9 protein-coding genes are annotated in these 13,638 nt (G+C 68.1%); 2 read left to right on the forward strand and 7 right to left on the reverse strand.

The features are described from left to right. Positions 1-3: 3 nt before the first annotated feature. Positions 4-957: a C40 family peptidase gene (locus ACZ56V_RS35310; protein ID WP_468947703.1), complete on the reverse strand. Its 954-nt coding sequence runs from the start codon at positions 955-957 to the stop codon at positions 4-6. A 338-nt stretch (positions 958-1,295) separates the two neighbouring features. On the opposite strand from ACZ56V_RS35310, the gene ACZ56V_RS35315 reads away from it, so the two are divergent. After that, on the forward strand, positions 1,296-2,897 hold the full coding sequence (locus tag ACZ56V_RS35315) for a glycosyl hydrolase (RefSeq protein WP_468947705.1): 1,602 nt from the start codon (positions 1,296-1,298) through the stop codon (positions 2,895-2,897). Between the two features lie 257 nt (positions 2,898-3,154). Then, entirely contained in the window at positions 3,155-4,618 is a 1,464-nt protein-coding gene (locus tag ACZ56V_RS35320) for a hypothetical protein (RefSeq protein WP_468947707.1), read from the forward strand. 237 nt (positions 4,619-4,855) lie between these two features. Here the strand turns inward: ACZ56V_RS35320 and ACZ56V_RS35325 are convergent, their stop codons facing one another. The 6 genes from ACZ56V_RS35325 to ACZ56V_RS35350 all read right to left on the reverse strand — a co-directional run bounded on the left by ACZ56V_RS35325 (position 4,856) and on the right by ACZ56V_RS35350 (position 13,612). Next, positions 4,856-6,262, reverse strand: a complete 1,407-nt coding sequence (locus ACZ56V_RS35325; protein WP_468947709.1) for a hypothetical protein — start codon at positions 6,260-6,262, stop codon at positions 4,856-4,858. A gap of 74 nt (positions 6,263-6,336) precedes the next feature. Then, the gene (locus tag ACZ56V_RS35330; RefSeq protein ID WP_468947711.1) at positions 6,337-8,151 is read right to left on the reverse strand and encodes a type IV secretory system conjugative DNA transfer family protein; all 1,815 of its coding nucleotides are present in this window, start codon (positions 8,149-8,151) and stop codon (positions 6,337-6,339) included. Beyond that, entirely contained in the window at positions 8,148-9,926 is a 1,779-nt protein-coding gene (locus tag ACZ56V_RS35335; RefSeq protein ID WP_468947712.1) for an ATP/GTP-binding protein, read from the reverse strand. The genes ACZ56V_RS35330 and ACZ56V_RS35335 overlap by 4 nt, the downstream gene beginning before the upstream one ends. After that, on the reverse strand, positions 9,923-11,416 hold the full coding sequence (locus ACZ56V_RS35340; RefSeq protein WP_468947714.1) for an SCO6880 family protein: 1,494 nt from the start codon (positions 11,414-11,416) through the stop codon (positions 9,923-9,925). Before ACZ56V_RS35340 ends, ACZ56V_RS35335 begins: the two co-directional genes overlap by 4 nt. Before the next feature lie 50 nt (positions 11,417-11,466). Beyond that, positions 11,467-12,873 (reverse strand): hypothetical protein, encoded by a 1,407-nt coding sequence (locus ACZ56V_RS35345; protein WP_468947716.1) that lies wholly within the window; start codon positions 12,871-12,873, stop codon positions 11,467-11,469. A gap of 1 nt (position 12,874) precedes the next feature. Continuing rightward, positions 12,875-13,612, reverse strand: a complete 738-nt coding sequence (locus ACZ56V_RS35350; protein WP_468947718.1) for a DUF8175 domain-containg protein — start codon at positions 13,610-13,612, stop codon at positions 12,875-12,877. Between the last annotated feature and the right edge of the window lie 26 nt (positions 13,613-13,638).

A 13,638-nucleotide genomic window follows, 5' to 3' on the forward strand; every position in this document is an offset into this window, starting at 1 on the left:
GTGTCACGCTTCAGGCCGCACCGCTCCGAGGATCTCCATGGAGGCCACCGGCGACACATACACGTTCCGGCCGGGCCGGGGCGCCTGAATGATCTTCCCGTCTCCCACGTAGATGCCCACGTGGCTGGCGTCGGCGAAGTAGATGACCAGGTCACCGGGGCGGATCCGTCTGATCGGCACGTGGTTCAGACGGCGCCACTGCTCCTGGGAGGTACGAGGTATGGTCACGCCCGCGTGCAGCCACGCCTGGGACGTGAGGCCGGAGCAGTCGAAGGCGTCCGGGCCTTCCGCGCCCCAGACGTACGGCTTGCCGATCTGCGCGGTGGCGAAGGCGATGGCCCTCCGGCCGGCTGGACCGGCCTCGGTGCCGACGTGCTGGAGATTGCCGGCATCCACCCACTTCGCCTGCACCTTGGCGGCTTCCTCCTGCTCCAGCGCCACAAGTGCCCGCCGTTGCTCGGTGGCGAGACGGGATTCAGTCCTCTTCGCGGCGGCGATCCGTTCTTCGATCCTTTTGCGCTGCGTCTTCAGGGTTTGCCGGCTCACCTCACTACGCTTCACTTCTGCGGCGGCGTCATTGCGCCAGTCACGCACCGTCTGATGGGCTGTTGTCAGGGCTGTGATCAAGTTTGTCGTGGACCGCTGGGCCTGCCGGATCCGCGAGGCGTCGTCCAGGGCTCTGTCGGCATCCGGCGCCAGGACAAACTGGACCTCGGCGGGCAGGCCACCGCCCCGGTACTGAGCCCGGGCCGCGGCACCCGCCTTCGTCCTCAGGCCGGCCAGCTTCGCCTCGGCCACCTTGACCTGCGCGTTGAGCTCTCGGACACGTTTACGCTGTCGCGTCAGTCTTTCATCAGCGGCGTTGTACTTCTCCGTCGCCACTTCGGCATCGTGGTAGAGCCGTCGCAGCTCCGTGTGCACTTCGGTGAGTGTTGCCGGCCGTCCGGGCTCGGCCACCGCGGAAACCTGGACGGTCGCGGTAAGCACACAAGCCAGTGCGATGGCCCCCGCCGTACGGCGCCCGATTCCACGCTGTGTCCGTCTCATCTGAGAGTAGCTCCCTTTCAATCCGGTCGGGTGCTCATAGAACGGGACGGAATGCGAGGTGGTTCAGCACAGAGGCGATTTACAGGGGGACGACAGGCTCCGACCCTCCAATAGATCCGGCTTTCCCGATAAGTCGACAACGGGAATTGGTGAACCTCCCAGTGGGCGAATCCGTTGAAGGACGAGCGGACTCGTGATCCACACACCGCGTCGCTCCAGCAATCCCAGCTCTTCCGAGAGGCACGCCTATGCGTAGACGCACATCCTTCCTGCTGGCCCTTCTGCTTGTGGTCGCCGGTGTGACCGGCACCGCCTTCGCCGTACGCACCCAGGGCTCCGGCGGCGTCGACGCCAGTGGCTCGCCCGTCGCCGCCGTCGTCGATCACACCGTCACCTTCCAGAACCGGTCGGACGGCCGCATCTGGGTCGGCAGCACGGTGAACGCGGACGGCTCGGCCGCTCTGACCGGGTTACCCATGCTGGAGCCCGGCCAGTCGGCCACCATCACCATCCCCGAGCACCAGGGCGCCGGTCACTGGCGCGGGAAGTTCTTCGCCCGCCAGGGCTGCGGCGGCGAGGAGGGCAGCACCTTCCACTGTGACGTCGGTGACTGCGGCCCGTACGCTGGCCACTGCTCGACCGGTGAACAGCCCACCAGCCTGGCCGAGTTCAACTTCGATCCGTCGGATTCCTCGGCACCCTGGTACAACGTCAGTTACGTCAACGCCGTGTCGACGGCGGTCACCATCTCCCCCGACAACGCCGCGCCCCCGGCCGACGGCGAATGCTCCGCCGTCGGGTGTGCGAAGGACCTGGTGTCCGTTTGCCCGCCCGACAATCTGGTCAAGGCCGAGGGGACCGGCAAACCCCTGGTGTGTGTCAACCCGAACCGGGACGCGAAAACGCCCTACAGCGACGCGCTCAACCGGGAATGCCCCACCGCGTATGCCTGGTCCAAGCAGGATGCCGAGCCAGGCAACACGGTCGTACGCCAGTGTGCCGCGTGCGCCGGCCTGACCGTTGCCTTCCACGGCGGCGGCCCCGTTCCGCCGACCGCTCCTACGACACGCGGTCCCGAGACGGCCCCGACCGTGGACGACAACACCCAGTCGCGCGTCGCCGACACCACCGGCAAGGGCGTCGGAGTCACTCCCGGGGACGGAGTCACCCAGGCACTCAAGGACTCCAGTGCGTCCTGGTACTACAACTGGTCGTCCACCACAGGGCCGATCACCAAACCGAACAACATCGAGTACGTCCCGATGATCTGGGGTGCCGACGCCGTCACCGACACCGCCCTGGGCCAGGCGTCCCGAGAGGGGAAGGCGCTGCTCGGCTTCAACGAGCCCGACTTGCCCGCACAGGCGAACCTGACTCCCGAACAAGCCCTTGACCTCTGGCCCCGTCTGCAGTCCACCGGGCTGCGTCTGGGCGCTCCGGCGGTCGCTTCGGGTGGCGACGTCGCGGGAGGATGGCTCGACCGCTTCATGCACGGAGCGGCCGAGCGTGGTCTGCGGATCGATTTCATCCCGCTGCACTGGTTCGGCGGGGACTTCGGCCCCGACGCGGCCAATCAGCTCCGCCGCTATGTCCAGGCCGTGCACGACCGCTACCAGAAGCCGATCTGGCTCACCGAGTACGGCCTCATCGACTACAGCCAGGGGGCGCCCCGCTATCCCAGTGAGCAACAGCAGGTCGACTTCATCAAGGCGTCGTCGACGATGCTGGACGAGTTGGGGTTCGTCGAACGCCACGCGTGGTTCGCGCTGTCCACCGCCACCAGTCCGACCGGCCTCTACGACGGAGAGTCCGCGAACGCCAGTGGCCGGGCCTACCGTGAGGCCGACTGAGCAAGAGACGCCGTAGGGGCCCACCCGGTCCTCCCACGAGGTGCCAACGGCCGTACGCCGACAGGGCTCGGCGGGCGAGAGCGCCTCGGGGCAGACAGACCTTCCGGTGAACGGTGGATCTCGGCACACACGCGGCTGCCTGCCACGGAATTGGACCATTGCCTTGTGGCGCCCGTTGCCGCCGTACCGCGAGGCCCTGCCGACGGAGGCAGATCCGACCGGGCCGCAAGACGAGCAACGTCAGGAAGAGAGCACACATGAGTCTGGGCGACGAACCGATCAAGGGCGGACGCGATCTCGAACCGGCCGAGGCATACCCGTACGCGAATGAGGGGGAGACCCCTGAGGAAGTTCCGGGGCGTCGGACGCACTTCTCCGTGGTCGTTTCCGACGACGGTTCAGCCACCATTGACGGTGAAAACGTCCGAGTTGCGGAGGGGGAGCCGGTCCATGCCGCGATCCTCGACATTCTGCACAACCTCGCCATCAAACTGAGCACAGACGTGACCGCGGCCATATCCGACCCCGCCACGGAGTACACCGCACTGGTGGAGATCTCACCAGACGGTTCGAGCAGGCTCCTGGACCAGGAGGAACCCGCGTCCGGCGCAGAGCCTCCGCTCGCGGCCGGGAGGGGGCCCGACGCCTTGGCCGAGGAGCGCCCGGAGGACCAGGAGGCCTTCGTGTACCCAGGGGAGGCGCTGGCCACGGAGCGGTTCGAGCCAGTGCCTGACGCATGGCAGTCGGGTCCCCAATCCCCTTCGGACGGGGGTGAAAGCGATGACGACCTCGTCCACCACCCCGAGGACGACAGACCGGATCGCCAGGGACGGCGCCCTGTCCCGTCCCTCTTCAGGCTGCGGAGGTCCCCGGACACCGACCGCAGGCGCGGGCCGCGCCAGTCGGGTGACGAGTACGGGCAGCAAAGGCTGCTCAGCAAGCCGTTGGTGGTGGGCCCCGTGGCACTACTGGCCGCCGCCGTCGTGATAGTTCCGCTTCTGCTGCTGGGCAGTGGCGGGTCGGGCGACGACAGCGGGGACCAACGGACTCAGGCCGGTTCGAGCAGCGAGACGCGAGTTCCGGGAGCGGAGGGCGACGTTCCACCGACCGTTTCCGTGTCCCCCGGCACGCCGTCGGCCCCGCCCCGCCCGAAGGCGTCGACTTCCGCGTCTACGACGAAGGCTCCGGAGATCGCTGCGGACCGTGGAGCGGTGGCTCCCCCTGACAGGCCGCCTCGGGACACCGCCGCGGCCGCCGTGAAGCGCCTGGCCAAGGGGCGCTCCTCCAGCCGGCACATCTGCTATCGCGCATACTTTGCTGGCCAGGGGTGGCAGAAGCCCGTGTGCGACGGCAAGGTGACCGCTGGTGCGGATCAGAACCTGCCGGTCAAGGCTCTGAACATCGCGGTGACGGGTGTGGGCGGCTCCTCGGCCAACGCCTTCACCTACAAGGGCGGCTCCGCTGACGGCCGCGGGGAGTGGAACCAGTGGACGGCTGTCGTGGGCGACGGCAAGGACAACTACATCGGCAGCACGAGCTCCAGCGCCCCGAACATGCTGGGATTCGCCATCAACATCGGCAAGGGGCAGCTGTGCCATGTCGCCCGGGTCCACAACAGTGACGGAGGCAACCGCGCCTGCGTCAAACCGCGTCCCGCCTTCACCTTTGGCGGCTCCCTCCTGAACAAGGCATGGCTGCGGTCCGTCGCGTTCACGGTGTGACACCTCGGCGGACGAGGGCCGCGTCCGCCACAGCACCGAGGCGACAGAGCCCCGGCACACACGGGCCCGACCCGAGGCACGGTGCGCCCGTGTTGACACACGAGTGGCCCTGTCACGCTTCATTCGCCCGGCGCCGGACCACTCCTTGCCGAGGGGCGGGCCGGTCAACGTCCGGCCTGCCCCTCGTGTACACCAGGGCAACAAGCGGGTACTGCTACGAACGGACGCGACCCAGCACTACCTTCTGCCGGAGCGACTGGCCCTTGAGGACTGCCCGGACCCATGGGCCTCGGAGGGCACTGCCGACGGCCTCTGCCTGTCGTTCGACCGGGAAGCACCTGCTCCATGTGCCTGCCGACCCGCAGACTGTACGTACTGAGCAACCGAAGCCGAAGAAGTCGGGAAATTGTTCGTGCCGTACGCGGCGTTGGACACGAGGCCTTCAGCGGGTGCCGTGTTTGTAGGCCATGCGTACAACGAGTTGAATCCATGGGCCAGTGGCACATTTGACCGGTCCGGCAACTGCGACCCGGACAAGGGTTGGATCTCGAATCGATTGGCCAGGCTGGCCGTGAATGCTTCTCGGCTCAGAGTGTGACCGCGCTGCGGAAGATTGTTGTCGGTTTCACTGTCACTGTTTCGATTGTCAGTCGTGCGAGTGATCCAATATGTTTCCTGGTCTACTTCTTCCTCGGTTCGTACGAGGTCGGCGGCCGCCCTCCCGCTGATGGGTGCCGCCGGGACCGCGGGGGAGGGGAGTCCACGCAAGTAGACGAGCGATTCATCACGGAGATCTCGCCCGTCAGCTATGGTTTGGTGATCTACAGATGCCTCTTGAATATCGACCATCCCGTATGTCGCCGGGTTCGTGACCGTCGGCTGCGCGGGCCAGGAGTCGATGTGCGCCGACTCCGGGCAGTTCGGTGGCCCGATGATTACCATTTGGTGCCCTGGCGGGACGTTCGCGAGTGTCACCAGAGTACCCGGCAAAATCCTATTCGCCTCGGTGAAAGCATACATTCCCTGTTCATCGCACGCACCAGTCTTGATTTGCTCTGCCAGCACAGCTCTCTGAGCAATTTGCATTTCCATCGGAGCGCCATAATCAATATTGCTTTCATCGAACAGGTGCTCCATGTTATGGAAGCTCATTCCTCCGCTCGCCGCAATGTCGTGGATTTGATTGGGTGCATAAGGGATCGCGCGAACAGTTGCTGCGACAATTTCTCGGGCCCAGTCCCGGCGAGCCCGATAGAGCTCCCTCTCCTGGTGAGGAATCGAATTGAAGCGATTGTATTCACGGGGCAGGTCAGGCGCGTGGTCCGAGACACCTGCCTGCCCCATGCCCTCGATGAGTCCACCGACCGCCGCGGACACCGTCCCGCGGTCCGCATACTCGCCGCTGCGCAGTGCTTTGAAGTGGTTATTGCTCAGCTGGTCATGCTCGGCCCAGCCGATCCCCATACGCCGGTACTCGTTGAGGCCCACGAGCCTCTCGGCCGCGTCGGTGAAATCCCTGATTTCCTCAGGAGAGTAGCCAAAGCGCTGCTGCAAATTTGCAACGCGGTCTCGAAGATTTCGCAGAGCATCGCGATCGTGGTCCAGTCGCGTCTGCATGGCCGACATTTCCTCGGGGTACTTCATCACCACTCCTTCTTCCCTCCCACCCTCGCGGAGGCAACGGTGGGGACTCCAGTTGGTTCAACACCGCCCATGGCCTACCTCTGTGGGCCCACCTCCCTCTCCCAGGCCGTGCTCCGGCGGAGCGGAGTCGACGTGTTCGCGCCCCGTGTCCAGCGTCGTGCGGCACGTTCGGTGATCGCCGCTGTCTCGGCCTTGGCCGCTGCCGAGATGACGTCGGCCCCGGGCTCCTTGTACCAGGGGCGCAGCCGGATCAGGGCCGGCTTCACTCCGGTGGCGAGGAGCAGGGCCGTGCCCTTGGGCAGGGCTCGGATCTTGTCGGGCGGCAGGATGGACTCCTGCCGGTAGGAGTACGAACGCGAGGTGCCGTCCTTGCTCTTGGAGATGCTCGGCGTACGCACGTCGTGCTGGCCGACCAGTGTGGAGATCTTCTGCACGAAGTCGGCGTCGTCCAGGCCGGCGCCCAGGAGTTTGACGGTGGCCGCGCTCCACAGGGCGTCCATCCCCACGTCACCCCACACCCGCGCGCCCTGCCGGTAGCTCTGCAGCAGCGTGACGACGTTGATGCCCCGGGAGCCGAAGTGGGAGTAGAGGTCGGGCAGGTCGGAGATGCGGCACACGTTGGCGGCCTCGTCGAGGACGGCGGTCAGCGGTGGATCGAGCCGGCCGCCCATGCGCTCGGCGGCGACCACCCCGGCCCGCATCGTCGCGTCCGCGATACCGGCGATGACGCCCGCCGCCGAGCCTCCACCGTCCTTGGAGAGCAAGTACAGGGTGTCGGTGCCGGTCACATGATCCGCCGGGCGGAACTCGGGTGAGTGGCGGTCCGGGGTCACCCACGCGAGGATCTCGGGGTCGAGGAGGCAGGAGACGGTCTGGCGGGCGGTCTCGTAGATGCCGTCCCGCGTCTCCACCGCGCCTCGTACGGTGCCTTGCAACTGTTCCGCCATGGCGACGAGGTTCGCGTCGCGCAGCAGGTCGATGGGGGTGCGATCGTCAGGGTCGGCCAGCCAGCCCAGGATGTCCTGGACCGACGCGCCGCCGCGGGCCGCCGCGAGGAAGAGTGCGGTGAGGGTGTTCTGCGCGGCCGAGATCCAGAAGTCCTTCTTGGCAGTGTCGTCATTGACGGAGGCTACGAAGTGTCCCGCGAGACGGCGGGCGGCCTCGATGGTGTCGCACTCACCGAGAATGTTCCACCACATGGCGCGCGGTGTGTGCGCGATGCCCTGCGGGTCGAACGTCCATACGTGGCCGGCCTTCTCGCGTTCGGCGCGGGTGACGGCGTAGACGTCGGACTTGTTCGAGGTGAGCAGGACCGCTCCCTGGGCACGCAGGACGCGGGGGACGGCGATTCCGGTGGACTTGCCGGCGCGGGGTGCCATGAGATCCAGCTCCACGTCCTCGTAACTGCTCCGCAGTTCCGGTCCTTTGGGTTCGAGATTGCCGAGCAGGTTGCCGGTCTCGTCGGGGTGCAGCTGCTCGCGGCCCTTGAGGCTCGGCCGCAGTTCACGGGCGCGGGCCTCGATGCCCTTGGGGCACATGCCGACGAGCTCGCGGCGGCCGGCCAGGCCCTTGGTCGCACCTCCGGAGGTGTTCATGAAGTGGTGGGCGAGGAAGGCCACGGGAATGGAGAGGATGGCCAGCAGGCTGAGCATTCCGGCGTAGACGACACCCGCAGGGGCGCCGGGCCACAGTGCGCCGGGGCCTTCGGTGACCAGGGTGGTGACGGTCGAGGCGACGAACGGCGGAGCGTGCCAGCCGTGTCCGGTGAGTCCGGCGCCGATGGTGCCGCCCGCCCAGGCGATGGTGAATACGAGAAGTCCGCTCGCCGCTGTCGCGGCGACGGCTCGGAACAGCTGGCCCTGCGGATCTCCGCCCCCTGCGCCGCTCATGAGGGCCACCGCCGAACCGAGTCAGCGCGGGATGCCGGGGGGACGCCGTCGCCGGGGACCACGCGGACACCGGACTCGGCGGCGCGGGCGACCTCGGCCGTGGCGCGCGCGGCGGCCAGCTCGATGGCCTCCTCGTTGGTCGCCCACCGTGTGTTGGTGTTGTGCAGCCGACGCTCCGCATCGGTGATGGCGACCCGGATGGGGATACCCGGCCGACCACCGACCTTGATGAGGAAGCGGCCCCGCCCCGGTGGCTCGTCGCGATCGCCGGAGACTCCCCACCCCGGTGGCGACGACCAGGAGGCGACCAGTTCGATCTCGCGCCTGGACATGCCCACCACCCTGCCGAGTTCCTCCATCTCTGCCTGCGGCAGTCCCGCGCAGACCACCATGCCGGCCCGCTCGACGAAGCCGCGGGCCTTGGCACGGTCGGCGTCGGTACCGAGCGCCTCGGCGTCCTTGAGGGTGTGAGTGATCTTGGCGTCGCCGAGGCCGAGGGTGCGGTTCAGCCGGGTGAGGGCGTCGATGCGGTCGACGATCCCGGAGGCGGCTCGCAGCGGCCGCCACAGCTCGTCGAGCACCGTGAAGAACCAGCGCCGGGGTGCGAGTCCGGCGTCCGCGAGGGCGTGCGACGCGGCCACGGTGCCGAGCCCGTCGGACCAGGCTGCGAGCATCGCGGCCGCGGTCAGCTGGGTGTCGGCCTCCCCGATGCCGGAGATGTCGACGCACACGGCGGGCGCGTCCGGATCGATGTGGGTGGACGTCTCGGAGGCGAAGGTGTCTCCGAGAGACCCGTCGAGGATGCCGAGCAGGGAGCGGTGCAGAGGGTCGACGGCATCCCGGTAGCGGGTGTCATTGCCGCGGTCGAGGGTGACCGAGCGCACCCGGTCGGGGCCGTCGTCGAGCACCTTGAGCACGTCCGGCAGCAGCACGGTGCGCCCCTGAGGAGTGTGCTCGCGCAAGTGGTGCAGAACAGCGGAGAGCACGGACTGCTCATGATCGTCCATCGGACGGCCCCGGACGATGGTGATCAGGGCGGCCACCATGTTCAGTACCCGTCCGTGTGCCTCCGCCCTGAGTACCTCGCCGGCGCTCCCTCCGATCTTCGCCGCCGCCGCGCCCATGGCACCCGGGTCGAGGACGTTGATGCCCCCGCGGCCGCGGCCGATGGAGATGACCTGGCCGCCGAGCGCACGAACCGTGTCGGCGTAGTCGGGTTTGAGGTCGCCCAGCACGAGCGGAACCACGCCGGTCGCGGCGAGTCCGATCAGCATTCGGTTGACCAGCGTGGACTTGCCCAGACCGGGCATTCCGAGCATGAACAGTGACGGGTTCGATATGAAGCGGGCCCGGGTGAACCAGTTCAGCGGGTCGCCGCAGACCGTGGCGCCTGTGAACAGGTGCTGGCCGAGCGGCACCCCGGTCATCGGCGAGCCGGAACCGGCGGCGAAAGGCCACATCCCGCAGGCCTGCACGGTGGTCGCGCGCCACATGGTCGGTGGGTCCAGGTAGCCGACACGCCCACCGCCCGGTCCGTACCAGCCGCGCGGAGGGACGAACAACCCCTTGGGCCGGGGCCCAGACTTGCCACCGGTCCTGCCCTTCGAACCCTTGGCAGGCCGCTTCGTCCCGCTCCCGGCACCCTTCCTGACGGGCCCGGCCGGCCCGGTCCGGGGGGTGGGGCGCCCGGAGCGCTTCGCCATGAGCGCCTCACGCGCCTGCTCCTCCGCGAGCCGGTCCTCCCTCTCGGCTCTCTTCTCGTCGCGCCGGCTCACAGTGCCTCCTGCACTTCGTGCGGGACCAGGGTCTGTTCCCACGGGAGAATGCCAGTGGGAAGGGTGCAGGTGAACGCGGCCGCCTGCATGCGGTCCGCAGGCCGCATCAGCACCCGCGAGGCCGCCGTCAGGTTGCGCACGGTGGCGGTGGCGTCGGCCAGTTGCTCGACCGTGTCGACGGTGACGGTCAGCATCAGGGAGAACTCCACGAGGCCGGCGCCCGCCGCCTCCTCCGCGGCGGTCTGCTCGACCGCACGCACCTCGGAGGCAGCGCGGGCCTGGACCATTCCCCGGCCCGACGTGGCCATGAACTGCGCGCTGCGCCGGTCGGACTCGACGATCCGGGCCGAGGTGGCCGGATCGATGGGCCGATAGACCAGAGCCACGCGCTTGCGGCGGGTTCCGGACGTCGCCTCCAGCATTCCCCGGAGCACCGAGGACTGTACGGTGCCGCGCGGGGCCAGAGTCATCAGCCAGGTTCGGGAGACTCCCGAGTCGTGCTGGTAGCTGTTCACGGTCTCGACGGCCGCGGCTGGCCCGGCGTCGTCCCACTCCAGGCCCGTACCGCCGTGCCGCGCACGGGCGTTGAGGACGTCCGCGGCGACGGCCGGATCGTAGGCGACGCGGACCACCTCGGCGATCCGCTCGGCCGACAGCGGATACGCCGACCCGCCACCGGCGGCGATCAGCCCGCTGAGCAAGCCTGGGACACGGATGGCCAGGTCGGCGATCACCTCCTCCTTGGCGCGTTTGCGTCCCGCTCGCACGCCGTAGGTGAGCGTGATGTAGGAGTGCATCTCCGACGACGCGGACGGATAGCGTTCGACTACCTCCTCCATCACCGCACGGGCGACCGGGGGCGCGTCGGGCTTGACGCGGGGGAGCACTTCGTTGGCGAGTCGGGTGCCGGGGTCGGGTGCCGTCTCCACGATCATGGACGCGCCGCGCAGTTCCGGTTCGTGTGCCAGCCGTGCGAGCCACTGGCCCCACAGCGCGACCCAGACGTCGACCTGCTCCGCGTCGACGAGCGAGCCCCCGTCGGGGTCGCAGCCGAGCACGATGGTGTACAGGTTGCGGGACGGATGGTGCAGGACCCCGAAGGGGCGGTCGTAGGCATCCCTACCCTCGCTCGCGGTGACCTTGTTGAGCATCCCCGGCGGCCGGAACCGCCCTCCCGGCCGCGCGGACAAAGGCCCTGACACATAGAGATGAGCGCCCTTGGCCTTGCGGCGCCGCCAGCCGATGCGCAGGGCGATCAGCTGGTAGACGTTGCGCCCGTCCTGGGTGCGGATGGTGAGGGGCGTGAGGACGACCGCCATCGGCACGCACACGATCAGTGCCGCGTACAACGAGATCAGCGAGGCGAGGAGAGTGATCACGAGACCGCCGAAGACCCCGACGGTTCCGACCAGGCCGAGCGGGCCCAGCCCCGGCCTCCTGGGCCTGCGCCAGTTTCCGTACGTGGGTCGTGGAGCGGCTTCGGTGGCCATGCGTTCTTGCTTCCCTTCGTGTCAAGAGTGGGACGGCTGGTCGGAAACGATCAGGTGTTGTGACCGCGATTGCCGTCGGCGTCGTCGAGAGCGCTGCCAGTGACTTGCACGATCTTCTGAGTCGCTGTCAGCGCTGTCGCGACTCCTGCTGCGAGTCCAGCCGCCCCGCCTGCGGTGTTGCTCTTTCCCCCCTGGCCCGGACCGCCGCTACCACCGGCACCGGGTGGCCCGGAGTTCCCTCCGCCACCAGCACCGGACGCCCCGGAGTTCCCTCCACCACCTGAACCACCTCCGCCGTCACCACCTGATCCGCCAGCGCCGCCAGCGCCACCAGCGCCACCAGCGGCACCGGGCGGCCCGGAGTTGCCTCCACCACCTGAACCGTGCTCGCCGCCCCTAGTCGAACCGCCCCTGTCATCAGAACCGGACGCATCGGAGTCGCCGTTGCCACCCGCCCCACCACTGCCACCAGCGCCTGACGGCCCCGAGGCGTCTTCTGCGCCTCCCCCTCCCATAAGGCTGGCCGCCGAAGCAGCCATGCCACCGAGCGCACGAGCACCGGAGGCCGCGGCACCGAGACCCATCGACATCCCCCCAGACGTGGCGGAGGCACCGCCAAGAGCGGCGGTGGCGGGCACGATGAGCTTCAGCAGGGCGGGCAGAGCCACGGCGGACAGCAGCATCACGCCGATACCGGCGATGCGTTCAACGGCCGCGGGATCGGCGACCGTGCTGGTGACGTCCTTCGACTGGGACGAGCTGATCATCGCTTGGCCGGCGAACATCACCAGGGCTGTCGCCGGTTTGTACAGCAGCCAGGCGATCATCCACCCAATGTGTTTGCGCCACCAGCCGGCGCCCCAGTCCGTCATGGAGGCCGCGGCAGCCAGCGGCAGGGTACCCAGCAGGACGATCATCACGCCGAGCCTGATGTAGAGCAGGATCGTGTGGGTGATCCCGGCGATCAGAAGCAGGAAGGCGAGGATCAGCAGCAGGAAAGAGTTGAAGGTGCTGGTGCTGTTGCACCCGCCGATGTTCTGCAGCAGACGTGACACTCCGGCTGTGAAGAGATAGGTGGAGTAGTCGTCGGAAATCTCCGCCGCCGCGGAAACGACCGTGGTCGCCACCGCCGAGACCAGGATGACACGCAGGATGCCCTTCAGCGCGGTCTGGCCGGCATCGCCCCGGCGCTCGATCGCCATACGGGCAGCGGCGAACAGAAGTGAGCCCACCGCCAGCCAGACCACGATCCACTGCGACTGTGCGTTGACCTCCATGGATGTCGTGGTTCCCGACAGGGTCGGCACCCGTGCCGTCAGACTGGCGAACACCGAGACCGCCGCCCCGAGGACGGCCTTCGAGATCAGATCGAGGATGGTCCCGATCGGGTTGCCGAGGAAGCTGAAGAAGGCGGCAACAACGTCGAAGAAGCTGTTTCCGGTCGCGCAGCTGCCCATGTCACCCCTTCCACAGGACGTAGCCGCGAGGGTTCTCCATGGGGGACACCTCTGAATGCAGAGCGCCATGGGGTGAGGGCAACAGCCTCCAGTCGCCACCGCTCCACCGCAGATCAAAGGTGCTCTCGGCGTAGCCCGAGCTGGTCTTGAGCAGCAACTTCACTTCCGCTGCCGAGTCCGTGTACGAGTTCACCGCGAATCCGGCCGGAGTCGCGACGGACTTACTGGCACTGCCGCGGATGGTGTCCGGCTCGGTGGCACGTGTGAACTCGAAGATGTCGCGTCCTTGCCCTGCCACGATCTGCCGGTCGAGCACCGATCGCCAGTGCTTCTCGGTGATCTCGGACGTGATGACGTGCGCGGCCAGCACCGCACCGAGGGGAGTGTGCGCGAAGCACCACCACACTCCCCCGTCCATTCGGGTGGGGCCCGCCTCGGACGAGACGGGCACCCGCACGAGGCCCAGCATGCGCCACTCGATGCCCTTGGGCGGCTCCATCGGCACCGCCTCGCCGGTGTCGTCGGTACGGCATCCCTCGGGTCGTTCACCTCTGCCGAGGTTCGATGTATCCGGCGGGCCGGTGGCCGTTGGGGCGGATGTCTCGTCCCTGTCGGTTGTCAGCGCGACGATGCCGCCCACTACGAGGGTGAAGGCGAGGAATCCCGCCGACACCCGCCAACCTCGCTGCCGCCAGTACGGGCCCGAGGATGGCGGCTGCCGATTGCTGCGTCTGAACATGCTGAAGACCTGCCTCTACCTGCCTC

This window comes from Streptomyces sp. NPDC034099, assembly GCF_055575415.1.